We start from the raw sequence: 21,789 nt of genomic DNA, 5'->3' as shown, positions 1-21,789 counted from the left end.
GTCCCCACGAGAGGACGCTGTCAAGGATTGCAGGTTGATTCGTTCACGGGGAACGGAGTGCTGAAAGCCGCAGAGGTGTTTCACGTGAGTCAGGGAAGCGGCGACAATTACCTCGGCTGGCGCTGCCCCTCATCTGCCTGCCGGCATCTTCTCCCGGTGAACAAGGAGGAGCTCAAGCGCTGGCGCGCTTCGGTGGTGGGCGAAATCGCGGATAACAGTATCTTTCTCCCCGTCACTGCACGTGAGAAATGCCCGGGAGGACAATGAGGGGCGGGGCCGGCCTTCGGCACTTGCCGTTTTTGCCAAACTCCTCATTTCACGTGAAACACGCACTAGGGCGGCCCCCTGTGTTTCACGTGAGTCACTCACACAGCGCGCCCCCTGTTTCACGTGAGTCACTTTCCAATGCAAAACTGCGAAAAGATTACGTCCAGCAGGTCCTCGACATCCACCGCGCCGACAATCCGGCCGAGCCGGTCCGCCGCAAGACGCAGCTCCTCCGCCCGCAGCTCCTGGCCGCGCTCTTGCCCCGACAAAGCCGAGATCAGAAAGCGCCTGGTCTCATTGAGCAGCTCCACATGCCGCAACCGAGACGGCAGGATGTCACCGGCATCGCCGATAGCAGCCGCGGCGCGCCTGCCGATCTCGGCCAGGAGTTCCGCCAACCCAGTGCCGTCCACCGTCGAGATCAACGCATCATACGCCTCCAATCGCGGCGAACCTTTCAAGAGATCGACCTTGGTGCCGATTCTCAAAGCCGGGGCCTCGACAGGCATGTTGCCGATCGCACTCGGGTCCGCCAGATCTTCCAGCAACAGCACCAGGTCAGCCGTGTGCGCCTTGGCCCGCGCCTTTTCGATACCGATCGCTTCGATCTTGCCGGGCGCCTCGCGCAGGCCCGCGGTGTCGGTTACCCTGACCCGCACTCCGTGGACATCCAGCACCACTTCGAGCAAGTCCCGCGTCGTGCCGGGCTCGTCGGTAACAATCGCCGCCTCACGCCTGGCCAGCGCGTTAAACAGGCTGGATTTGCCGGCGTTCGGTGCACCGAGGATGACAACCTCAAACCCGTCACGGATGATCTCGGCGGCATGGAAGCCATCGACATGCCGGCCGATCTCCCCCACCATTGCGCGCACATCGGACCAAACCGTGTCCGAAACGGAACCGGGCACGTCGTCTTCGTCGGCGAAGTCGATTTCCGCCTCGATCATGGCCCGTGCATGGATCAGGCGATGGCGCCAGCCAAGATAGAGTTCGCTTTGCACTCCTTCCGCATTCTGCACGGCAAAGCGCCGCTGCGCTTCGGTTTCGGCGTTGACCAGATCGGCCAACGCCTCCGTCTCGACCAGATCCAGCTTGCCGTTGAGAAGAGCCCGGCGCGTAAATTCCCCAGGCTCCGCATGACGCAGGCCGTCAAAGCCGGCGACGATCTCCAGCATCTTGCCGGCGACGGCGCGGCCGCCATGGACGTGGAACTCGGCGACATCCTCGCCGGTAAAACTGTTCGGCCCAGGAAAAAACAGCACCAGGCCGTTGTCGATAAGCGATCCGTTCACCGTTCGGAGCTTGCGCAGTGTCGCACACCGGTCCTTGACCGTGCCACCAGCCACCGTTTCGACAACGAATCGAGTCCTCGGTCCGGAAATGCGGATGACAGCGATGCCGGCGGGCAGGCGCCCGCTGGACAGCGCAACGATCGAATCGCCCGAAATCATTTGCCCGTTCTCACCGGTCGCCTAGGTGTCAACAATCCCACAGTGTCGCGGCCGTCATGAACCGGCTGTCCGTCAATATCAAGGTCGATCGCGAGAGCGACCGGATACCAAATCTGTATAGCCGCCTTGTCATCCATGTGCGAGCAGGCGGGTCCTAATCCCGACGCCAAGCAGTTCTGGGCGGGCCAGCAAGCCCTACGGCTGGCCAGGCATCGTTAACGCCTGTTCCTGGTCCGGAACCGTGAAGCTGGAGCCCATTTCCCCATGGGGAAAGCCTCGTTCCGGTTGCGAATCGGAAATCCCGACCCGCGTCACGCCGATCGTCGCCCGATTGGAACGAATGCGAATCGACTTAACATTGGCCAGTGGCATCCGGCCGCCGACGGCAGACCGGGGCTATGCACCGCTATCATGCCGGTGGCGACGGATCCGTAGGAACCGAGCCGCTGCTGCGACGCCGGTAGCTCAACCCGTGTTTCCGTCCAACGCCGAAGGAAGCGGCTTCACATCAATGGATGGCGGCCGCGGCCCGAACAGCAAATCCTTGGCCGCGACCACCGCTCCGACCGTGATCAGGATGCAAGCAACAGCCACCGACCAGTGAAACACACCAAAGCCTGCCAGCAGAAGCACGATGACCGAGAAGAGGGGCGCCGCGTAGGAGAGGGCGCCGAGGATCATGATGTCGCCGTGCTTGCAGCCATAATCCCAGGCGTAAAAGCCGGCGCCTAGCGGTATTAGGCCCAAGATGACGATGGCGCTCCACTGCGTCGCCGTCTGTGGCCAGACGGTAGCCTCAAGCGTCAGGTGCAGCACCAAGGCGACCGCAGCCGTGATGAAGCAGTAACCGGCGACGACATCGGTCGGCACCTTGCCAAAGCGGCGCGATAAAACCGAATAGCCGGCCCAGATGAAAGCGCAGAACAGCGCGACGACATGCCCCTTCATCACACCATTGGCCAGTCCGATCGTGCCGCCCTTGGTGATCACCACAATGGCGCCGGCAAGGCCGAGCACGACGCCGGCGATGTGATGGGCCCTAAGCTTTTCTCCAGGCAGGAAGGCGGCAAAGACGACGATCAGCAACGGCCAGAGATAGGCGATCAGGCTGACCTCGACCGGCGGCGCCGACTGGATGGCGAAGAAATAGGCGCAGTGATAGATGCACAGCCCCGCTGTGCCGAGCGCCCAGACCTGCCACGGCTGGCGCAGCGACTTGGTCGCCGCCGGACGGACAAGCCAGCTCGACGCGCCGGCCAAGCCGCCAAGCAGAAACGTCATCGCCGCCAGCTGAAAGGGCGGAATCGGTCCAGCCGCAGTCGAAAGCAGCGCCAGGAACGACCATGTCAGAATGGCCGAGAAGCCGATCAGGGTCGGGATTGTTTTCTTCATGCGGCCTCCGATCTTCGAGACGCGATTACTCGCATGACGACAGCTATGGAAATTGCCGCCCAAGGCCACGCCCTGTCGGAAATGCGACCTGTTTGCCCCCGCAATGAAAAACCCCGTCCCGGTTTCCCGGAACGGGGTTTCATGCATGACCGATGATCCGGTGAAACTGCTTACGTGTTCATTGAATCGAAGAAATCGGCGTTGGTCTTGGTCTGCTTCAGCTTGTCTATCAGGAACTCGATCGCGTCGGTGGTTCCCATCGGCGCCAGGATGCGGCGCAGGACGAAGATCTTCTGCAGATCCTGCTTGGAGACCAGCAGGTCCTCCTTGCGGGTGCCTGACTTCAAAATGTCCATGGCCGGGTAGATGCGCTTGTCGGCGACCTTGCGGTCGAGCTGGATTTCGCAGTTGCCGGTGCCCTTGAACTCTTCGAAGATGACTTCGTCCATGCGGCTGCCGGTGTCGATCAGCGCGGTGGCGATGATCGTCAGCGAGCCGCCTTCCTCGATGTTGCGGGCCGCGCCGAAGAAGCGCTTCGGCCGCTGCAGCGCGTTGGCGTCGACACCGCCGGTCAGCACCTTGCCGGAGGACGGCACAACGGTGTTGTAGGCACGGCCGAGGCGGGTGATCGAATCGAGCAGAATAACGACGTCGCGGCCATGCTCGACCAGGCGCTTGGCCTTTTCGATGACCATTTCGGCGACCTGGACGTGGCGCACCGCCGGTTCGTCAAAGGTCGAGGACACGACCTCGCCCTTCACCGAACGCTGCATGTCGGTCACTTCTTCTGGCCGTTCGTCGATCAGAAGTACGATCAGATAGCATTCCGGATGATTGGCCGTGATCGAGTGGGCGATATTCTGCATCAGCACCGTTTTACCGGTACGCGGCTGCGCGTTGATGAGCGCGCGCTGTCCCTTGCCGATCGGCGCCACCAGGTCGATCACCCGCGACGAGATGTCCTTGCCGGTCGGATTGTCGATCTCCATCTTCAGCCGCTTGGTCGGATAGAGCGGCGTCAGATTGTCGAAATGGATCTTGTGACGGATCTTTTCGGGATCGTCGAAATTGATCGTGTTGACCTTGAGAAGGGCGAAATAGCGCTCGCCCTCTTTTGGGCTGCGGATCGGCCCTTCGACGGTATCGCCGGTCTTCAAGGAGAAGCGGCGGATCTGCGAGGGCGAGATGTAGATATCGTCGGGACCCGGCAGATAATTGGCGTTGGCTGAGCGCAGGAAGCCGAAACCGTCCTGCAACAACTCGACCACACCATCGCCGATGATCTCGACGTCCTGGGCGGCCAGTTTCTTCAGGATGGCAAACATCAGTTCCTGCTTGCGCATGACGCTGGCGTTTTCCACTTCGAGCGATTCGGCATAGGCGATCAGCTCTGGCGGCTTCTTGTTCTTGAACTCTGCGAGTTTCATTTCTTGCATAGACGGACTCTGAATCTGCTTTGGGGAAAATATATCGGCTGGATGCGATAAATGCCGGGCGCGGCCGAAAGCAATCAAGGGCGGCGCATGACGGGAAGGAAGACCCGTCTTTTATCGTCGGTCGGGGGAAAGAGCAAGCTGCGTTTTGTCGACCGAAATGGGCCTAGAACGGCTTGACGACAACCAGGATGACGATGGCGACCATCAGCAATGTGGGGATCTCGTTGACGATTCGCCAGTGCCGCGCCGGTTTTTCATTGCGGTCCTCGGCGAATTTCCTGACAGCACCGGCCAGATAGCCATGCACGCCCGACAGCAACAGCACCAAGCCCATCTTGGCGTGCAGCCAGCCGCCGTGAAAGCCAAACACTTTCCAGGCAAGCCAAAGCCCGAACACCCAGGTGACGATCATCGCCGGATTGATGATGCCGCGCAGCAGACGCCGCTCCATCACCTTGAAGGTCTCCGATTGGACGGACCCCTTCTCTGCGTCGGCGTGGTAGACCAGCAATCGCGGCAGATAGAGCATGCCGGCCATCCAGGAGATGACGGCCAGGATATGGATTGCCTTCGCCCAGGGATAGAAACCCTCAGGCGCAAAGAAAAACAAAAGTGCGGTGAGAACAACCAGCACTCCGATGCCGATGGTCATGCGCATCATCGCCCCGCGAGTGCTGTTGCCGCCCGTATTATCCGATTGAGCCATCAGCGTGTCGCGCTCCGCACCTGCTTCACCATCGCCTCGACATGCGCCACCGGCGTCTCCGGCGTAATGCCATGGCCGAGATTGAAGATCAGCGGTCCGTCACCCAGCGCCTTGAGGATCGCATCGACGCCGTCCGACAGGGCTTGGCCGCCAGCCACGAGCCGCAAGGGATCGAGATTGCCCTGGACCGCCCCTGAATGCTGCAGTTCGTTCGCAGCCGACAGGGGCACGGTCCAGTCGATCCCCAGCCCCGTCACCCCGGTCTTCTCACGATAGGTCTCGTAGCGGGCGCCGGCGCCCTTGGGAAAGCCTATGATCGGAACATCGCGATGAACCGCACGAACTTGCCTGACGATCTCCGCCACCGGTTGCACGCAGAACTGCTCGAAAGACGCATCATCAAGCACGCCGGACCAGGAATCGAAAATCTGCACCACGTCGGCACCGGCTTCGATCTGGCGGATCAAATAGGCCGCGGAGTGATCGGCGAGCACTTTCAGGAGATGCTTGAAGGCCGTCGGTTCGCGATAGGCAAACAGCCGCGCCGGCGCTTGGTCGGGTGTGCCGTGGCCAGCGATCATGTAGGTCGCCACCGTCCACGGCGCGCCGCAGAAGCCGATCAGCGTGGTCTCGTCAGGCAATCTTGCCCGCAGCCGGCGAACCGTTTCGTAGACCGGTTCGAGATTCACGTGAAACGTTTCACTGTTGAGAGCCGAAATCTCAGCTGCAGTGATTGGCGTCAGCAGCGGCCCGCGGCCCTCCTCGAAGCGGACATCGCGTCCCAGCGCATGCGGCACGACCAGAATGTCAGAGAACAGGATCGAGGCATCGAAGCCGAAGCGCTCGATCGGCTGCAGCGTCACTTCGACAGCCAGATCAGGATTGTAGCAAAGATCGAGAAAGGACCCGGCGCGCTTTCTGGTCTCGCGGTACTCCGGCAAATAGCGCCCGGCCTGGCGCATCATCCAGAGCGGCGGCGGAAACACTGCCTCGCCTCTCAGCACGTCCAGCACGATGCGGTTCTCGGGCATTGAGCGCTCTCTTCCCTGCCTTCTCTATAATTAAATAGTCTATTTATAGAATTTTCTGATTCTAAGAGTCTGTTGGTATCGGTGGTTGTCACCTGTCCCGCTTTGCCCTGGAAAAGGCCAGCCAGCATTTTGTCGCGTGTTTCTTCCGCGGGATTGTCAAAGAGTGTGGATGACCAGGATTCCATCACTGGAGTCAATGGTTTGGCGTAGCCGCTGAAAAACCGCCTCTGTGGATGAAGCGCTGGCAAAAACGCCCGTCCCCAGATTTGTCCCCAACCGCACAGTGAAGCTGACAGCGCATCGAATTGTGGACAAGTGTCCTTCTGATACAGTCGCCTCCAGCCGGTCGCCTTTGCGGCCCCGGTTTATCCACACAAGCCCACAGCCTGAGGCGCCCCCTGTGAACAAACCCCAGAGCTTCTTTCACCTGCACCTGATTTCCGACGCCACCGGCGAGACGCTGCTGGCGGCCGGCCGAGCCGCCTCGGCGCAATACAAGGATGCGCGCGCCATCGAGCATATCTATCCGCTCATCCGCACCGAAAAGCAGGTGGCGAAAGTCTTCGAGGACATAGAAGAGGAACCGGGCATCATCCTCTACACCGTCGTCGACCAGAAGCTGGCGCGCGGTATTGACGAGCGCTGCGCCGCCATGGGGCTGCCCTGCGTTTCGGTGCTGGAGCCGGTCCTCACCGTGTTCCAGTCCTATCTCGGCACGCCGGCCGGCCGCCGCGTCGGCGCCCAGCATGTGCTCGATGCCGATTATTTCCACCGTATCGACGCACTCAATTTTACGATGGAGCATGATGACGGCCAGCTGCCGCTCAACATGGACGACGCCGATGTCGTGCTGATCGGCATTTCCAGGACATCGAAGACGCCGACCAGCATCTATCTCGCCAACCGCGGCATCAAGACCGCCAACATCCCGATCGTGCTCGGCGTGCCGGTGCCCGAAAGCCTGGCCGCTGCTACCAAGCCGCTGATCGTCGGGCTGATCGCCACCGCCGAACGCATCTCGCATGTCCGGCAGAACCGCGTGCTCGGCAACAGCAGCACCTACGAAGCGACCGATTATGTCGACCGTGCCTCGATCGCCGAAGAGCTCGCCTATGCCCGCCAGATCTGCACCCGCCACAATTGGCCGATGATAGACGTCAGCCGCCGTTCGATCGAAGAGACCGCGGCAGCCATTGTTGCCCTGCGGGGGAAGAATAGATGATGGGATGGCAACGCGACCTCCTGCCCCAATCAACCACTATCGACCAGGCCCAGAACCCATGACCGAAAAAATCATCCTCGCCTCCGGCAGCCCGTTCCGCAAAGCAATGCTCATCAATGCCGGGCTCGGCATCGAAGCGGTGCCTGCCGATGTCGACGAGCGTGCGCTCGAGGCGCCGTTGCAGGACAGCGGTGTGTCGCCGGAAGATGTCGCCCTGATACTCGCCGAAGCCAAGGCGACCGAGGTCAGCGAACGCAGACCGGGCGCCCTGGTGCTCGGCTGCGACCAGACTTTGTCACTGGGAGATGAAGTGTTCCACAAGCCGGCCGACATGGAAGGCGCCCGCCGCCATCTGCTGGCGCTGTCGGGCAAGACGCATCAGCTGAACAGCGCCGCCGTGCTCTGCCGCAACGGCAAGGTGCTGTGGCGTCACGTCGGCATCGCCAGCCTTACCATGCGCAAGCTCGATCCGGCCTTCGTCGGCCGGCACCTGGCCCGCGTCGGCGCCAAGGCGTTGTCGAGCGTCGGCGCCTACCAGATCGAGGGCGAAGGCATCCAGCTGTTCGAAAAGATCGAAGGCGATTATTTCACCATTGTCGGCCTGCCGCTGTTACCGGTGCTGGCGGAATTGCGTGCGCTCGGAGCCATCGATGGTTGAGAAAAAAGCTTTCGTCACCGGCCATCCGATCGCGCATTCGCGCTCGCCGAAGATCCACGGCTATTGGCTGAACACATACGGCATCGACGGCAGCTATCATGCGATCGATGTCGCGCCGGCCGATTTTCCCGAGTTCCTCTCTTCCCTCCAGGCCAATGGCTATCAGGGCGGCAACGTCACCATTCCACACAAGGAAGTCGCCTTCGCCCGGGTCGAGCGCCGCGACGAGGCGGCGGAGATGATCGGCGCGGTCAACATGCTGTGGCTGGACGACGGCGTGCTGTGGGGCGGCAATTCGGACTGGATCGGCTTTGCCGGCAATCTCGACGAGCATGCCCGGGGCTGGGAGAGAAACGCTCCGGCCGTGGTGCTCGGCGCCGGTGGCGCGTCGCGCGCGGTCATCCACGCGCTTAAATCGCGCGGCATCAAAGATATCCGCATCGTCAACCGCACATTGGCGCGGGCGCAGGAACTCGCCGACCGCTTCGGGGCCGGCGTCTCGGCGCATGGCGCGGTCGGCGACTTGCTTGGCGATGCCGGCTTGCTGATCAACACGACGGCACTTGGCATGCATGGCGATGCGACGCTGGCCGCCGATCCGGCCGGCCTGCCAGCTCACGCCATTGTCGCAGACATCGTCTATGTGCCGCTGGAAACACCGCTGCTTGCCGCTGCCCGCGCGAGAAACTTGAAGACGGTCGACGGGCTCGGCATGCTGTTGCACCAGGCTGTGCCCGGTTTCGAACGCTGGTTCGGCAAGAAGCCGCAGGTCACGCCTGAGTTGCGACAGATGATCGTCGCCGACATCGTCGCCAAATGATGGGTCGCAAATGATGGGCGCAAAATGATGATCGTGCTTGGCCTCACCGGGTCGATCGGCATGGGCAAGTCGACGACGGCGAAAATGTTCGTCGACGCCGGCGTGCCGGTGCATGACTCCGACGAGACCGTGCATCGCCTCTATGCCGGCAAGGCAGCACCTCTCGTCGAGGCGGCCTTTCCCGGCACCGTGATTGCCGGTTCGGTCGACCGCACCGAGTTGGCGCGCCGCGTGCTCGGCAACGCTGCTGCGCTGAAGACATTGGAGGCGATCGTCCATCCGCTGGTGCGGGCCGATGCCGATGCCTTTCTGGCAAGGCACCGCGCCGCCGCCGCNATTGGAGGCGATCGTCCATCCGCTGGTGCGGGCCGATGCCGATGCCTTTCTGGCAAGGCACCGCGCCGCCGCCGCGCCGCTCGTCGTGCTCGACATTCCGCTGCTGTTCGAAACCGGCGGCCGCAACCGTGTCGACAAGGTCGTCGTCGTCACCGCGCCGGCCAATATCCAGCGCGCCCGCGTGCTGGCGCGTCCTGATATGAGCGAGGAAAAGCTGGCGGCCATCCTGGCCAAGCAGGTGCCCGATGCCGAAAAACGCCGGCAGGCCGATTTCGTCATCGACACCGGTGAAGGCATGGACGCCGCCCGCAGCGCGGTCGGCGCGATCATTGCCGAGCTCTCAGGGCGCTGAGCTCGCCTGCTAACTCCTGGGGGATAAGTCGCGCCCATAAGGCTCCTGACGGCAGGCTGTCGGCATTGCCCATTGCCATTTTGTTGCGCTCCATGATTCTACTCCTCCAGGAGTGAGTTGATTCTATGCGTGAGATCATTTTCGATACCGAAACCACCGGACTCGACATGCGCGACGACCGCATCATCGAGCTTGGCGGCGTCGAGCTGGTCAACCGCTTCCCGACCGGCCGCACCTTCCACAAATTCATCAATCCGCAGGGGCGCGCCGTCCATGTCGAGGCGCAAGCCGTGCACGGCATCAGCGCCGCCGACCTCGTCGGCAAGCCGACCTTTGCCGAAATCGCCGAGGAATGGCTCGCCTTCACCGACGGCGCCAAGCTCGTCGCCCACAACGCCAATTTCGACATCGGCTTCCTCAACACGGAATTCGGGCGGCTCGGCCAGCCGGCCATAGACACCGGGCGCGTCGTCGACACGCTGGCGCTGGCGCGGCGCAAGCATCCGATGGGCCCCAATTCGCTCGACGCGCTCTGCCGCCGCTACGGCATCGACAACGGCCACCGCACCAAGCACGGCGCGCTGCTCGATTCCGAGCTCCTGGCCGAGGTCTACATCGAACTCATCGGCGGCAAGCAGGCCGCACTTGTCCTCGACGCGGTCGTGGTGCAGCTCAACAGCAATGGCGACGTTGCCGACATCGACATCTCGATCGCCGCCAGGCCAATCGCCCTGCCGCCGCGCCTGACTGAGGGCGAGCGAGCGGCGCATGCGGGGCTGGTGGCGACGCTGGGTGAAAAGGCGCTGTGGCTGAAGGTGGCGGCGGGGTGAACGGATCGCGGAGGTAGCGTTCCGTCACACCCCTCTCTGGCCTGCCGGCCATCTCCCCCTCAAGGGGGGAGATCAGCAGCTTCGCCGCTCCAGCCCATTCCTGCAACGTCTAAAGTTGGCGAAGGTCGCGATGAGGGGGAGATGCCTGGCAAGGCAGAGGGGGTGCTGTCCCGCCAGCATCTCAGTATACAAAAAGCCCGGCACGAAGCCGGGCTTTCAACTCATGCGCGTGACGCTTGCCTTCAGCTCACCTTGACCTTCGATGCCGCCTGGTCCTCGGCCAGCTTCTGCTGGAACATCTGGGCAAAATCGATCGGGTCGAGCATCAACGGCGGGAAGCCGCCATTGCGGGTGGCTTCGGCGATGATCTGGCGGGCGAACGGGAACAAAAGCCGCGGGCATTCGATGAACAGGATCGGCAGCATGTGCTCCTGCGGGAAGCCGGCGATGGCGAAGACGCCGCCATAGACCAGTTCGACATTGAACAGCACTTCCTGGTCGAAGGACGCCTTGGCGTTCAAGGTCAGATTGACGTCGAACTGCTTGTCGGAGAGCGGGTTGGCATTGACATTGACGTTGATCGCAATGCCTGGGGCCTTGTCGCGGCCGCGCAGCGAGTTCGGCGCGCCGGGGCTTTCGAAGGACAGGTCCTTCACATACTGGGCAAGCACGTTGAGCGAGGGCTGCGCCGTTTCGCCGTTGCCGTTGGCGGCGCCGACCGGCGCGTCATCTTTGCTGGCCATGAGCCTTGTTCCTTTTGCCTGGACAGCAGCGCTGACCGAATTGAAATCGGGCGTTGGCTAGCATGGTCGGCAAGACAAGACAAGGTTTGCCGCCTTCAGGCCGAAAGGGGTCAATAGTCAGTCGTTGGCAAGGTGACGTTCAGTCGTCCTTCAGGCGGCGCCACGGCGAGTTATGGTCGGGACCGCGCTTGAAATCGTCCTCGCGCGAATAGTCGCGGTCGTCGAGGTCGATGACCTTGTCACGCGACCTGCCGCGAAAACCGCCGGCGGTGAAATCGGTCGCGACGACGATGCGGCCCTTGAGCCTGCGCCAGGCAAGGTCGCGCACCGGCGGCAGGAACAGCAGCAGGCCGACAATATCGGTGATGAAGCCGGGGATGATCAACAGGATCGCGGCGACCACGATCATGGCGCCATGCGCGAGCTGGCGGCTGGGGTCGCCGCCGCCGGCCATCTCGGCGCGGACCCGCGCCATGACGCCAAAACCCTGGTGCCGGAGCAGAAGCACGCCGGCAATGCTTGAAGCCAGCACCAGACCGACCGTCGCCAGCGCCCCGACCTCGCGGCCGACAATGACGAAACCGGCGATTTCCAGCAGCGGCAGCGCAAGCAGGAACAGAGGAAGGAAGGAAATGCGCAAGTCTTGACCGATCGTTTCCATGTTTGCCGGGCGGCGCATAATCGCCGCTGGCACTGAGGCCGTTAGATAGGTATGCCTGCCTTTGATTTGAATGATTGCGCCATGCGTTCTATATGCTTTGCATGTTTAACGCCATGCGACCGCCGCCCGATTGGCTGGCGGTCCCGGCCAGGTCAGGGATTGATTGGCGAAAGATATGGGATTCTTCGACTTCGGCACCATTTTCTTTCTGATTGCGGCGGTGGTGATCTTTTTCCAGCTGCGCAACGTGCTTGGCCGCCGCACGGGCAGCGAGCGCCCGCCCTTCGATCCGTACACGGCCAGCCGCACCGAGAAGGACGCGACCCAGAAGCCCGAAAATGTGGTTTCGCTGCCACGCAAGCGCATGCCGGGCGAGACGGCTGCCGAGACCTATGCGGCCATCGATGCCTTCGCCAAGCCCGACACCGACCTCAACAAGGGCCTGCGCGCGATCAAGGACAATGATCCCTCCTTCGACCCCAAAGTCTTCGTCGACGGCGCCAAGATGGCTTATGAGATGATCGTCATGGCCTATGCCGATGGCGACCGAAAAACGCTGAAGAACCTGTTGTCGCGCGAGGTTTTTGACGGCTTCGTTGCCGCGATTGGCGACCGCGAGGCGAAAGCCGAAAAGATCCAGTCCTCCTTCGTCGGCATCGACAAGGCCGACATCGTCTCGGCCGAGATGAAGGGCGGCGAGGCCCACATCACGCTGCGCATCGTGAGCGAACTGATTTCGGCGACCCGCGACAAGGCGGGTGCCGTCATCGACGGCGATCCCGAGACGGTGGCCGAGGTCAAGGATGTCTGGACCTTCGCCCGCGACACACGCTCGCGCGATCCGAACTGGAAGCTGGTCGCCACCGAGGAAGAAGACTGAGCCTATGCATGTCGCCCGGTGCGGGCAGCTTTTTTGGGATAGCGACATGCAGGCAAACATGGGCAGTGGCGAGGCTGAGGTGTCGCTCTCGCCGCTTTTCGTGGAAAAGTCCTTCGATGATCTTCCCGGTTGGAATTCCGATGACCATCTGCCCGCTTTCGAAGCCTTCCGCCGTTCGGCCTTTCATGTCCTGAACAAGCCCTACCGCACCGGTTCGTTGGGCGTACGGTTCGACGCGTTTGCCGGCGCTTATGACGAGGCGCGCACCGTTTCGCCGGCGAATCGGTCGGCGGCCAAGGCTTTTTTCGAGCGCCATTTCGCCCCAGTCCAGATTCGATCCGAAAACCCCGGCCTGGTCACCGGCTTCTACGAGCCGGAGGCCGAGGCCTCGCCGGTGCGCACGGATGAACTCACCGTGCCGCTTCTGGCGCGACCGGCCGACCTCGTCGACATCGATGACGCCAACCGCCCCAAGGGCATGGACGACTACCTGGCCTTCGCCCGCGACACGCCGCAGGGCCCGGTTGAATATTTCAACCGCGGTGAGATCGAGAGAGGCGCGCTGGCCGGCCAAGGCCTGGAAATCGCTTGGCTTGCCGACAAGGTCGACGTCTTCTTCATCCATGTGCAAGGTGCGGCCAGGCTGAAGATGACCGACGGCCGGCTTTGCCGCGTCACCTACGCCGCCAAATCCGGCCAACGTTTCAGCGGTCCGGGGAAGATTCTCGCCGAACTCGGCGAAATCCCACTGGAAAAAGTGACGATGCAGTCTATCCGCGCCTGGTTCAGGGCGCATCCGGATCGCGTCGACGAGATCTTCTGGCAGAACCGCTCCTACATCTTCTTTCGCGAAGCCGATGTCGACGATGCCGCACTCGGTCCTGTCGCCGCCGCCAAGGTGCCGTTGACGCCGGGCCGTTCGCTCGCGGTCGACCGGCTGCTGCACACATTCGGTACCCCCTTCTACATCGACGCTCCGTCGCTGACCGCCTTCGACGGAAAACCGTTCCGGCGGCTGATGATTGCGCAGGACACCGGCTCGGCCATCATCGGACCGGCGCGGGGCGATCTGTTCGCCGGCTCCGGCGATGCGGCCGGCGAGATCGCCGGCGTCGTTCGCAATGCGGCCGATTTCTATGCCTTGGTTCCAGGCGCTCTCGTTTCGGGGAGGAATCGATGAGCAAGCGCCCCGATAAACTCAACGAAGACGATCGGGTGCTGTGGAACCTGGTGGCGCGCACCGCCCGACCGCTGAAGGGCAGGACCGCGGTCGAGATTCCCGACATCGTCGTAGACCCTAAGCCGGCACAGACGCCGGTCGCTGTCGGTCCGGTCCTCGCCGCCAAGCCGAAGGCGCAGCATGTATCGCACGCGCTGGACGAGCCGACATTGGACAAGCTGAAGAAGGGCCGGCTGCCGATCGAAGGCCGCGTCGATCTGCATGGCATGACCCAGGACGAGGCCTATTCGCTGCTGTTTTCGTTCCTGCACCGGGCCCATGCCGGCGGCATCCGTTATGTCCTCGTCATTACGGGAAAAGGGTCGTCGTCGGGCGGCGACGGCGTCTTGCGGCGCGCCGTGCCTGCCTGGTTGTCGACGCCTGCCTTCCGGCCGCTGGTCTCCAGCCACGATCACGCCGCCCGCAACCACGGCGGTTCGGGCGCGCTCTACGTTCGACTCAGGCGAACCCGCTGATGACGCCGTTCGGCGAAAAACTGCGGGCGCTTCGAGCCGAGCGCGGCTTGCGCCAGAAGGACATGGCGCAGGCGATCGGAGTCAGCGCCGCCTATTTGTCGGCGCTGGAACATGGCCGCCGCGGCGCGCCGACCTGGACGCTGATCCAGAAGATCATCGGCTATTTCAACGTCATCTGGGACGATGCCGAAGAGCTGGCGCGTCTGGCCGAGGCCTCACATCCGCGGGTGAGACTCGATACGTCCGGCCTCAGTCCTGCCGCCACCGAGTTGGCCAATCTCCTGGCCGAAAACATCGAGAAGCTGGACGAAGCCGAGCTTGCCCGCATCACCGCGTCGATCCGGGCCGCACTGGAGCGGCGAGAGTAATCCGGTAAGCGATGCCAAGGCGCAAGGTTTGCTTGCGCTGTTCCTGAAAGCGATGCCCGCCGGCCGATAGCCAGCGGGCATATGGCACGATTACTTCGCGCCGGCCTGGCCGCCACGGCCGCCAGTGCTGTCATGATCGCCGCCGCGGCCACCGCCCAGGCAGTCCGAGTTGAGCTCGCAACAGCGATTGCCCCAGTTGTTGGTCTTGGCGCAACCGGTCTGATCGGCCATGGCGGATCCGGCCAAGGAAGACACCGCAACAACGGCGAGGAAGGCATTACGAAGGAAAGCAGTCATTTGAAGTCTCCATGTTTGGGTGGTTGGGTTCTGGTTACGGCTGTGTGTCGCCGCTGGAGACGGTTTGGTTCACGCAGGTAGCGAAATTTTTTGAGGAGGCGTTTCGAGAGATAAGATTTCGAGGGCAGCGCTGCCCTCATCCGCCTGCCGGCGACTATTTTGCAACGTTGACGATTGGCGAAATCACCGATGGCAGCATCTTTCTCCCCGTCACTATACGGGGAGAAATGCCCGGCAGGGCAATGAGGGGCAGCGCCGACTTGCGGTTATCTCGTGAAAGTTATTAGCCGCGGGCTTCCGACGAAGCTGTTCGCAGCGACGCTCTCACATGCATCGTCCTTATTTACTGAACCGCGCCGACCAGCACCTGCTGGCCGCCGCGGATCGAGACCCAGCGGCCGGTGTTGTCGATGGCCTGCCGCTTGAGGAAGCGATAGCCAGTGGCGTCCCAGATCTTCACCTTGTCGGTCAGATTGTCGAGGACGTAGTCGCCCTTGTCGGTGCGCACCGTCAGCACGGCATGGCCTTCGCCGTCCGGCTTGCGCACGACGGTGATCAAGAGATCGGCCAGCGACACGCCAGAGCGCGAGAGCTGGCGGCGCTTTTCCAGCACATAGTCTTCGCAATCGCCGACGCCCTTGTCGGGATAGGCCCAGACCTCGTCCTTGCCATAGATGTCGTAGTCGCTCATCGGCTTGACGGCGGCGTTGACCCTTGACGTCACGTTGATCAGCTTGCGCATGAAGGCGTCGGTCATCGCGGCGGGGTTGAGGTTGCTCGGCCGGATCGAGCATTCGCCGGGCTGGGTTTTACAGAAATCATAGTGGCCGATCGGCTGCGAGGTCATGCCGCCCGTCGCCATGGCGCCGCCTGCAAGTGCCGGCACTGCCCAGCACGCAGAGATCGCCAGCCCTGCTGCCGCCCACAAGCGCAGCGTCCGTGCTATCGGTGAGGAAGTCATTGTCCCCGTTCGCCCTTGTTCTTAACGAAAGGTTAAAGGGGATTTACACTCCGTGTCAATTATGGGGGGAGCCAGATTCTTCGGCATGGTTACCCGCGCCCGCCCAACAGCGTCTATTGTGCAACAGAACGCCTGTGGCGCGCAAAAATCGCCCCGCTTTTGCGGGCAATGCACGCTGCAGCCGGATCGAGCCTCAGCCTTTGGCGGAGCGGACCAGCTTGGGTTTCACCGCTACGCGTGTTTGGCGGCCGTAGCTGGTGATGAAATCGACGATGCGCGGCACGATTTCAGAGCGGAATCGCGAACCATTGAAGACGCCGTAATGGCCGACGGCCGGCTGCATGTAATGCGCGTGCCGGTCAGCCGGGATGTTGGGGCAGAGATTATGCGCGGCCTGGGTCTGGCCGAGGCCGGAAATGTCGTCGTTCTCGCCTTCGACCGTGAACAGCGCGACATTGCGGATCGCCTTGGTGTCGACCACCTCGCCGCGATGCGTCATCTCGCCCTTGGGCAGCGCATGGCGCACGAACACCGTGTCGACGGTCTGCAGATAGAATTCCGCCGTCAGGTCCATCACCGCCAGATATTCGTCGTAGAAATCGCGGTGCTTCTCGGCACTGTCGCCGTCATGCTTGACCAGGTGCATGAAGAAGTCCTTGTGGGCGGTGATGTGCCGGTCGAGGTTCATGCTCATGAAGCCCGACAGCTGCAGGAAGCCCGGATAGACTTCGCGGCCGAAGCCCGGCACCGGCCAGGGCGCGTGCATGATGACGTTGTCGCGGAACCAGTCGATGCCCTTTTCCTTGGCCAGAAGATTGACCGCGGTCGGATTGCGGCGGGTGTCGATCGGCCCGCCCATCAAGGTCATGGTCGAGGGCACGAAGGGATCGCCGCGCTTTTCCATCAGCGCCACCGCTGCCAGCACCGGCACCGAAGGCTGGCACACCGCCATCACATGGGTGTCCGGCCCCAGCGCATGCAGCATGTCGATGATGTAGTCGATATAATCGTCGAGGTCGAAATGGCCGTCAATCACCGGTACCATGCGGGCATCGACCCAGTCGGTGATGTGCACGTCGGCATAGGGCAGCATCGCCTCGACCGTGCCGCGCAGCAGCGTCGCATAATGGCCCGACATCGGCGCCACAATGAGAAGCTTGGGGTCGGCCTTTCGCCCGGCGGGCACCGACCGCTCGAAGCGGGTAAGATTGCAGAACGGCTTCGACCACACCGTCTTTTCGCTGACCTCGACGCTCTTCCAGTCGACCACGGTCTTGCTCAGGCCGAAATGCGGCTTGCTGTAGCGGCGCGTCGTGCGCTCGAACAGTTCGGCGGTGGCGGCGACCGAGCGGCCCCACGGCGTATGCGAAAACGGATTGAGCGGGTTGGTGTAGAACAGCCGCACTGCATCGGCATAAAGCCGCGCGGGCTGCAGGGCGGCATGGTTCATTTCATAGAGCTGGTAGAACATCAGGTACTCCGCAGCTGCCGTGACCGAAGGGACGACGGACAGCGCCGAGCCTTGAATGTCTCGCGCGGAGGTTAACAAGATATTGCTGCGATGCAATACGTCACGTGGCGTGACATATGCCAATCTTTCGTCCAAGGCCTTGAGAAACCGCGTTGGGCGGGTGCAGCCGGCTCAATGTGCACTGCAAAATGCAAGGCTGTTGGACGACGGGGCAGGATGTGTCCGGCCCGATCGGGCCGGACTTGGACAGATCTAGACGCGCGCCATGCACACCGAGGTATGGCCGGAGCCGATGAAGCCGAGTTGGCCGGCGGCGCCCTTGGACAGATCGAGCACGCGCCCTTTGATGAACGGGCCGCGGTCGTTGATGCGCACGATGACGCTGCGGCCATTATTCTGGTTGGTCACTTTCAACTTGGTGCCGAAAGGCAGGCTGCGGTGCGCGGCGGTCAGCGCCGACGGGTTCATGCGTTCGCCATTGGCGGTCCTGGAATGCAGTGCGTACCAGGAGGCGCGGCCGCACTGGCCAGCGGCGGAGGAGGCGGATGCACCGACCATCAGGCCAGCCGCGATCGTTACCGCGACAAGCGCGGTCTGGTTTGTTTTCTTCATGTTGGGGGGATTGGCTCCGTTTTCGACAGACCCCAGCCGTTAAGTGTCGAATAAGGCAGGAAATGCGGCAAGCATCGGGCAGTTCCGTGGCACCGGCACACGTTTGGAGTCGCTGGGAAACAGTTTGTCAGGCATCTTTCGTGTGGCGCGGCCGTATCGCCGGCGATATTGCGAGCTGTTTCACAGATTCCGTGAGCAAGGCAGGACGTTATATTACAAGTAGAAGAGAGCGCGATTGGGCGCCGTCCTTTCGCTCTGTCATCACGGTCATGGCGCAGTTGACCATCGACTTTGAAAAGGGATTCCAACGATGAGACTGCTCAAACATCTGCTGGCTCTGATCGTACTGGCCATCGGCGCGCTGTGGTCGCTGCAAGGCATTGGCGTGGTCGGCGGCAGCTTCATGACCGGCCAGTCGCAATGGCTCTATATCGGCATCGTGACCATGCTGGTCGGTTTCGCCGGGCTGGTATGGGCGAGCCGTTCGCCGGGGTGAGTTGCGACGAAAGTCGACCGCCACAGATCGACCCCCACTCCGTCGAGCTTCGCTCGACACCTCTCCCCCGATCGACGGGGGAGAGGAAAGGCGCGAGCCTTGCAGGGGCGCGAACTTATGCGGCCTGGCTCCCTTCCCCTCCCTCCGGAGGGGGGAGAGGTGGCGCCGCGAAGCGGTGACGGAGTGGGGGAAGGCGCTGGTCAAACCCGCAGTCGCAAACAGGGCCAACCCGGCGAGCAAGAAAACAGCCACCCCATATTGCCGGTCCATTCTGTTACCTATCTATCCGGTTCGGATAGAATGCCCTGCCCGCGATAGGCTCTACCCGAACAGCTGATCCAGAATCCTGCCCTCCAGCCTGGCAAGCTCGACCGAACCACGCCGGCGCGGCCGCGCCACCGACACGTCGAGATCGAGCGCGATGCGGCCCTCGTCGATCACCACCACCCGGTCGGCGAGCGCAACCGCCTCGGCGACGTCATGCGTCACCAGCACGGCGGTGAATTTTTGCTCCAGCCAGATACGTTCCAGAAGCTGCTGCATTTCGATGCGGGTCAGCGCATCGAGCGCGCCGAGCGGCTCGTCGAGCGCCAGGATCCGAGGCTGTCCGATCAGTGCACGCGCCAGCGCCACGCGCTGCTTCTGGCCGCCCGACAGCACCGAGGGCCATTCGTCGGCGCGGTCGGCGAGGCCGACTTCACCCAGGATGGCGAGCGCGCGCCGCCTGGCTTCCGCACCGGTGGCAAGCCCGGTCAGCCCGACCTCGACGTTTTTCACCACGCTGGCCCAGGGCAACAGCCGCGGCTCCTGGAACATGAAGCGGCTCTCTTCGCCAGCGCCGGCCTTGGCTTCCGGCCCGAATGTCAGCGATCCTGCCGTCGGCCGGTCGAGCCCGGCCAGCAGCCGCAAAAGCGTGCTCTTGCCGCAGCCGCTCTTGCCGATGACGGCAACGAACTGCCCGACCGGCACGTCGAGATCGATGCAGTCGAGCACGACCTTGTCGCCAAAGCGCTTTTCCATGCCCTTGAAGGCAAAGGCGCGCTGCCTTTCGACGGCCTCCTCCGGCCGTGACGGTTCCGGCGCGGCGACGAAGGAACGGATGGCGGTCAGGCTGGCGGTTGGCATCGAACCCTCAGGCGTTCTGGAAGGCGGGATGCCAGCCGAGCGACAGCCGCTCGAGCAGGCGGGCGAAGCTGTCGGCAAGCTTGCCGAGCAGCGCATAGATCAGGATCGACAGCACGACCACATCGATCAGCAGGAATTCGCGTGCCTGCATGGCCATGTAGCCGAGGCCGGAACTGGCCGAGATGGTTTCGGCAACGATCAGCGTCAGCCACATGATGCCCAGCGCATAGCGCAGGCCGACGAAGATCGCCGGCAGCGCGCCGGGCAGGATCACCTGAAAAAACAACGCGCGGCGGTCCATGCCGTAGACCCGGCCCATCTCGACCAGCTGCGGGTCGACGCTCTGGATGCCGAGCAGCGTGTTGACGTAGATCGGGAAGAACACGCCGAGCGCCACCAGGAACAGTTTTGCTTCCTCGTCGATGCCGAACCACAGGATGACCAGCGGGATCAGCGCCAGATGCGGGATGTTGCGGATCATCTGCAGCGTCGTGTCGGTCAGGCCGCGGCTGAGCGCCGACAGCCCGTTGGCAAGGCCGAGTGCAAAGCCGATCGAGCCGCCGATGGCAAAGCCGGCCAGCGCACGCAGCGTGCTGACGCCGATGTTTTCGATCAGCTCGCCCGACAGCGTCAGCCGCCAGAAGGCCTCGGCCACCGCGCTCGGCGCCGGCAGCACATTGGCCGGCATCACGCCGGCGCGGCTGGCGGCTTCCCAGCCAATTATGACCAGCGCCGGCAGCAGCCAGCCGATGCCGTTCTGTTTGACGCGCCGGGCAAAACTCACGACGAGGCCTGCAGGCGGTTGGCGCCGTGGAAGCCGACGGCGAATTCATTGGCGATGTTCTCATGCGCCCGTGCCCGCCTGGTGCCCAGGCCGAGACGCGGGAACAGAAGCTCGGCGACACGGTAGGCTTCCTCGAGATGCGGGTACCCAGAGCCGATGATGGTGTCGATGCCGATCGCCTGATACTCGCGGATGCGCTCGACGATCTGCTCCGGCGAGCCGACCAGCGCGGTGCCGGCGCCGCCGCGCACCAGGCCGACGCCGGCCCACAGATTGGGTGACACCACCAGCCGGTCGCGGCGGCCGCCATGCAGTTCGGCCATGCGCCGCTGTCCCACAGAGTCCATCTCCTTGGTGAAGCGGGCCTGGGCATTTTCGATCTGGGCATCGGTGACGTGGCTGATCAGCCGGTCGGCGGCGCGCCAGGCCTCTTCCTCGGTCTCGCGCACGATGAAATGCAGCCTGATGCCGAAACGCAGTTTGCGGCCGCGCCGTTCAGCCTTGTTGCGCGCCGCGCTGAGTTTTTCCGCCACCTGCGCCGGCGGCTCGCCCCAGGTCAGGTACATGTCGACGAGATCGGCGGCGAGCTCCTGGCCGGCATCGGACGAGCCGCCGAAATAGAGCGGCGGCCGCTCCTGTTGCGGCAGAAGATCAAGACGGCCATTGTCGACGCGGTAATATTTGCCGTTGAAGTTGACGCTCTCGCCCGACACCAGCGCGCGCCAGATGGTCAGAAACTCTTGCGCCTGCGCATAGCGCTCGTCATGCGGCAGGAACACGCCATCGCCGGCAAGCTCGGTCGGGTTGCCGCCGACCACGACATTGAGCAGCAGGCGGCCATTGCTCAGCCGGTCGAGCGCCGCCGTCTGGCGCGCCGCGAAGGTGGGCAACGTCACGCCGGGCCGTAGCGCCACCAGGAATTTGAGCTTTTCCGTCAGCGCTGCAAGGCCGGAGGCGGTGATCCACGAATCCTCGCAATTCTGCCCGGTCGGCAAAAGCACGCCGGGAAAGCCGAGCCGGTCGACGGCCTGTGCGATCTCCTTGAAGTAAGCGAACTCCGGCGGCCGCTGCTGCTGTTCGGAGCCGAGATAGGAGCCGTCGCCATGCGTCGGGATGAACCAGAAGAAATCGAGCGGGCCGGCTTGCGGGCTTGATGAAGCGGTCATGGCGAAATCCCTGAGGCTTGAAACGGCAA

General features: G+C 63.0%; 24 protein-coding genes and 2 pseudogenes. 12 read left to right on the top strand and 14 right to left on the bottom strand.

What is annotated here, in order from left to right:
• Positions 1-57 precede the first annotated feature (57 nt).
• On the top strand, positions 58-267 hold the full coding sequence (locus X728_RS1000000170635) for a hypothetical protein (RefSeq protein ID WP_155924039.1): 210 nt from the start codon (positions 58-60) through the stop codon (positions 265-267).
• 128 nt (positions 268-395) lie between these two features.
• Here X728_RS1000000170635 and mnmE read toward each other — a convergent pair whose 3' ends face one another.
• The 5 genes from mnmE to hemE all read right to left on the bottom strand — a co-directional run bounded on the left by mnmE (position 396) and on the right by hemE (position 6,283).
• Positions 396-1,718 carry a tRNA uridine-5-carboxymethylaminomethyl(34) synthesis GTPase MnmE gene (gene mnmE / locus X728_RS138980; RefSeq protein WP_023832976.1) on the bottom strand — a complete coding sequence of 441 codons (1,323 nt, stop codon included), beginning with the start codon at positions 1,716-1,718 and terminating at the stop codon, positions 396-398.
• A gap of 465 nt (positions 1,719-2,183) precedes the next feature.
• Complete coding sequence (locus X728_RS138985) at positions 2,184-3,110, bottom strand: EamA family transporter (protein WP_023832975.1); 927 nt, start codon at positions 3,108-3,110, stop codon at positions 2,184-2,186.
• 170 nt (positions 3,111-3,280) lie between these two features.
• Positions 3,281-4,546, bottom strand: a complete 1,266-nt coding sequence (gene rho / locus X728_RS138990; RefSeq protein ID WP_023672113.1) for a transcription termination factor Rho — start codon at positions 4,544-4,546, stop codon at positions 3,281-3,283.
• A 163-nt stretch (positions 4,547-4,709) separates the two neighbouring features.
• Positions 4,710-5,252, bottom strand: a complete 543-nt coding sequence (gene hemJ / locus X728_RS138995) for a protoporphyrinogen oxidase HemJ (RefSeq protein ID WP_023832974.1) — start codon at positions 5,250-5,252, stop codon at positions 4,710-4,712.
• On the bottom strand, positions 5,252-6,283 hold the full coding sequence (gene hemE, locus X728_RS139000) for a uroporphyrinogen decarboxylase (protein ID WP_023832973.1): 1,032 nt from the start codon (positions 6,281-6,283) through the stop codon (positions 5,252-5,254). The genes hemJ and hemE overlap by 1 nt, the downstream gene beginning before the upstream one ends.
• A 400-nt stretch (positions 6,284-6,683) precedes the next feature.
• Here hemE and X728_RS139005 point away from each other — a divergent pair, with 400 nt between their 5' ends.
• From X728_RS139005 to dnaQ, 6 genes and pseudogenes are all read left to right on the top strand, one after another.
• Positions 6,684-7,505 (top strand): pyruvate, water dikinase regulatory protein, encoded by an 822-nt coding sequence (locus X728_RS139005; RefSeq protein ID WP_023685040.1) that lies wholly within the window; start codon positions 6,684-6,686, stop codon positions 7,503-7,505.
• A gap of 58 nt (positions 7,506-7,563) precedes the next feature.
• A complete protein-coding gene (locus X728_RS139010; protein WP_023685039.1) occupies positions 7,564-8,163 on the top strand; it encodes a Maf-like protein in 600 nt (199 codons plus the stop codon).
• Positions 8,156-8,983, top strand: a complete 828-nt coding sequence (locus tag X728_RS139015; protein WP_023685038.1) for a shikimate dehydrogenase — start codon at positions 8,156-8,158, stop codon at positions 8,981-8,983. Before X728_RS139010 ends, X728_RS139015 begins: the two co-directional genes overlap by 8 nt.
• Before the next feature lie 27 nt (positions 8,984-9,010).
• Positions 9,011-9,318: pseudogene (locus X728_RS1000000170630) on the top strand (dephospho-CoA kinase); the annotation flags it as partial.
• A gap of 2 nt (positions 9,319-9,320) precedes the next feature.
• A pseudogene (locus X728_RS1000000170625) lies at positions 9,321-9,671 on the top strand (dephospho-CoA kinase); the annotation flags it as partial.
• 125 nt (positions 9,672-9,796) lie between these two features.
• Positions 9,797-10,501 (top strand): DNA polymerase III subunit epsilon, encoded by a 705-nt coding sequence (dnaQ, locus tag X728_RS139020; protein WP_023672106.1) that lies wholly within the window; start codon positions 9,797-9,799, stop codon positions 10,499-10,501.
• 242 nt (positions 10,502-10,743) lie between these two features.
• Here dnaQ and secB read toward each other — a convergent pair whose 3' ends face one another.
• Both secB and X728_RS139030 read right to left on the bottom strand, forming a co-directional pair.
• Positions 10,744-11,244 (bottom strand): protein-export chaperone SecB, encoded by a 501-nt coding sequence (gene secB, locus X728_RS139025; RefSeq protein WP_023672105.1) that lies wholly within the window; start codon positions 11,242-11,244, stop codon positions 10,744-10,746.
• Between the two features lie 139 nt (positions 11,245-11,383).
• Complete coding sequence (locus X728_RS139030) at positions 11,384-11,884, bottom strand: FxsA family protein (protein WP_023687591.1); 501 nt, start codon at positions 11,882-11,884, stop codon at positions 11,384-11,386.
• 196 nt (positions 11,885-12,080) lie between these two features.
• Between X728_RS139030 and X728_RS139035 the strand changes: the two genes are divergently transcribed.
• The 4 genes from X728_RS139035 (at position 12,081) to X728_RS139050 (ending at position 14,848) form a co-directional block, all read left to right on the top strand.
• Positions 12,081-12,785 (top strand): Tim44/TimA family putative adaptor protein, encoded by a 705-nt coding sequence (locus X728_RS139035; protein WP_023672103.1) that lies wholly within the window; start codon positions 12,081-12,083, stop codon positions 12,783-12,785.
• 79 nt (positions 12,786-12,864) lie between these two features.
• Positions 12,865-13,965, top strand: a complete 1,101-nt coding sequence (locus X728_RS139040; protein ID WP_023832972.1) for a murein transglycosylase A — start codon at positions 12,865-12,867, stop codon at positions 13,963-13,965.
• Complete coding sequence (locus tag X728_RS139045) at positions 13,962-14,480, top strand: Smr/MutS family protein (protein ID WP_023672101.1); 519 nt, start codon at positions 13,962-13,964, stop codon at positions 14,478-14,480. Before X728_RS139040 ends, X728_RS139045 begins: the two co-directional genes overlap by 4 nt.
• Positions 14,480-14,848 carry a helix-turn-helix transcriptional regulator gene (locus X728_RS139050; RefSeq protein ID WP_023687588.1) on the top strand — a complete coding sequence of 123 codons (369 nt, stop codon included), beginning with the start codon at positions 14,480-14,482 and terminating at the stop codon, positions 14,846-14,848. Before X728_RS139045 ends, X728_RS139050 begins: the two co-directional genes overlap by 1 nt.
• A 90-nt stretch (positions 14,849-14,938) precedes the next feature.
• Here the strand turns inward: X728_RS139050 and X728_RS139055 are convergent, their stop codons facing one another.
• The 4 genes from X728_RS139055 to X728_RS139070 all read right to left on the bottom strand — a co-directional run bounded on the left by X728_RS139055 (position 14,939) and on the right by X728_RS139070 (position 18,189).
• Positions 14,939-15,145 (bottom strand): hypothetical protein, encoded by a 207-nt coding sequence (locus tag X728_RS139055; RefSeq protein WP_023710325.1) that lies wholly within the window; start codon positions 15,143-15,145, stop codon positions 14,939-14,941.
• A 343-nt stretch (positions 15,146-15,488) separates the two neighbouring features.
• Positions 15,489-16,106, bottom strand: coding sequence for a transglutaminase-like cysteine peptidase (locus X728_RS139060; RefSeq protein ID WP_023752821.1), 618 nt, complete (start codon positions 16,104-16,106; stop codon positions 15,489-15,491).
• A gap of 193 nt (positions 16,107-16,299) precedes the next feature.
• A complete protein-coding gene (locus X728_RS139065) occupies positions 16,300-17,577 on the bottom strand; it encodes a polyhydroxyalkanoate depolymerase (RefSeq protein WP_023832971.1) in 1,278 nt (425 codons plus the stop codon).
• Positions 17,578-17,829: 252 nt separating this feature from the next.
• Positions 17,830-18,189, bottom strand: a complete 360-nt coding sequence (locus X728_RS139070) for a septal ring lytic transglycosylase RlpA family protein (protein ID WP_023672096.1) — start codon at positions 18,187-18,189, stop codon at positions 17,830-17,832.
• A 310-nt stretch (positions 18,190-18,499) separates the two neighbouring features.
• On the opposite strand from X728_RS139070, the gene X728_RS1000000171150 reads away from it, so the two are divergent.
• Positions 18,500-18,685, top strand: coding sequence for a hypothetical protein (locus tag X728_RS1000000171150; protein ID WP_023832970.1), 186 nt, complete (start codon positions 18,500-18,502; stop codon positions 18,683-18,685).
• A 321-nt stretch (positions 18,686-19,006) separates the two neighbouring features.
• Here X728_RS1000000171150 and X728_RS139080 read toward each other — a convergent pair whose 3' ends face one another.
• From X728_RS139080 to ssuD, 3 genes are read right to left on the bottom strand one after another with little or no spacing between them, the layout of a single operon-like run.
• Positions 19,007-19,810 (bottom strand): ATP-binding cassette domain-containing protein, encoded by an 804-nt coding sequence (locus X728_RS139080; RefSeq protein ID WP_023672094.1) that lies wholly within the window; start codon positions 19,808-19,810, stop codon positions 19,007-19,009.
• A 7-nt stretch (positions 19,811-19,817) separates the two neighbouring features.
• On the bottom strand, positions 19,818-20,594 hold the full coding sequence (locus X728_RS139085) for an ABC transporter permease subunit (protein WP_023672093.1): 777 nt from the start codon (positions 20,592-20,594) through the stop codon (positions 19,818-19,820).
• Positions 20,591-21,760: an FMNH2-dependent alkanesulfonate monooxygenase gene (gene ssuD / locus X728_RS139090; protein ID WP_023672092.1), complete on the bottom strand. Its 1,170-nt coding sequence runs from the start codon at positions 21,758-21,760 to the stop codon at positions 20,591-20,593. The genes X728_RS139085 and ssuD overlap by 4 nt, the downstream gene beginning before the upstream one ends.
• Positions 21,761-21,789: the final 29 nt, after the last annotated feature.

This window comes from Mesorhizobium sp. L103C119B0 (assembly GCF_000502235.1).
GTDB lineage: Bacteria > Pseudomonadota > Alphaproteobacteria > Rhizobiales > Rhizobiaceae > Mesorhizobium.
Note: the sequence above shows the minus strand (reverse complement) of the source record. Positions and strands in the feature narration are given on the sequence as shown.

What these genes read in the sequence shown, in the direction of transcription:
- mnmE (WP_023832976.1), bottom strand. Translation starts at nt 1,718, where the DNA reads ATGATTTCGGGCGATTCGATCGTTGCGCTGTCCAGCGGGCGCCTGCCC.
- X728_RS138985 (WP_023832975.1), bottom strand. Translation starts at nt 3,110, where the DNA reads ATGAAGAAAACAATCCCGACCCTGATCGGCTTCTCGGCCATTCTGACA.
- rho (WP_023672113.1), bottom strand. Translation starts at nt 4,546, where the DNA reads ATGCAAGAAATGAAACTCGCAGAGTTCAAGAACAAGAAGCCGCCAGAG.
- hemJ (WP_023832974.1), bottom strand. Translation starts at nt 5,252, where the DNA reads ATGGCTCAATCGGATAATACGGGCGGCAACAGCACTCGCGGGGCGATG.
- hemE (WP_023832973.1), bottom strand. Translation starts at nt 6,283, where the DNA reads ATGCCCGAGAACCGCATCGTGCTGGACGTGCTGAGAGGCGAGGCAGTG.
- X728_RS139010 (WP_023685039.1), top strand. Translation starts at nt 7,564, where the DNA reads ATGACCGAAAAAATCATCCTCGCCTCCGGCAGCCCGTTCCGCAAAGCA.
- X728_RS139015 (WP_023685038.1), top strand. Translation starts at nt 8,156, where the DNA reads ATGGTTGAGAAAAAAGCTTTCGTCACCGGCCATCCGATCGCGCATTCG.
- dnaQ (WP_023672106.1), top strand. Translation starts at nt 9,797, where the DNA reads ATGCGTGAGATCATTTTCGATACCGAAACCACCGGACTCGACATGCGC.
- secB (WP_023672105.1), bottom strand. Translation starts at nt 11,244, where the DNA reads ATGGCCAGCAAAGATGACGCGCCGGTCGGCGCCGCCAACGGCAACGGC.
- X728_RS139035 (WP_023672103.1), top strand. Translation starts at nt 12,081, where the DNA reads ATGGGATTCTTCGACTTCGGCACCATTTTCTTTCTGATTGCGGCGGTG.
- X728_RS139045 (WP_023672101.1), top strand. Translation starts at nt 13,962, where the DNA reads ATGAGCAAGCGCCCCGATAAACTCAACGAAGACGATCGGGTGCTGTGG.
- X728_RS139050 (WP_023687588.1), top strand. Translation starts at nt 14,480, where the DNA reads ATGACGCCGTTCGGCGAAAAACTGCGGGCGCTTCGAGCCGAGCGCGGC.
- X728_RS139055 (WP_023710325.1), bottom strand. Translation starts at nt 15,145, where the DNA reads ATGACTGCTTTCCTTCGTAATGCCTTCCTCGCCGTTGTTGCGGTGTCT.
- X728_RS139060 (WP_023752821.1), bottom strand. Translation starts at nt 16,106, where the DNA reads ATGACTTCCTCACCGATAGCACGGACGCTGCGCTTGTGGGCGGCAGCA.
- X728_RS139065 (WP_023832971.1), bottom strand. Translation starts at nt 17,577, where the DNA reads ATGTTCTACCAGCTCTATGAAATGAACCATGCCGCCCTGCAGCCCGCG.
- X728_RS139070 (WP_023672096.1), bottom strand. Translation starts at nt 18,189, where the DNA reads ATGAAGAAAACAAACCAGACCGCGCTTGTCGCGGTAACGATCGCGGCT.
- X728_RS1000000171150 (WP_023832970.1), top strand. Translation starts at nt 18,500, where the DNA reads ATGAGACTGCTCAAACATCTGCTGGCTCTGATCGTACTGGCCATCGGC.
- X728_RS139080 (WP_023672094.1), bottom strand. Translation starts at nt 19,810, where the DNA reads ATGCCAACCGCCAGCCTGACCGCCATCCGTTCCTTCGTCGCCGCGCCG.
- ssuD (WP_023672092.1), bottom strand. Translation starts at nt 21,760, where the DNA reads ATGACCGCTTCATCAAGCCCGCAAGCCGGCCCGCTCGATTTCTTCTGG.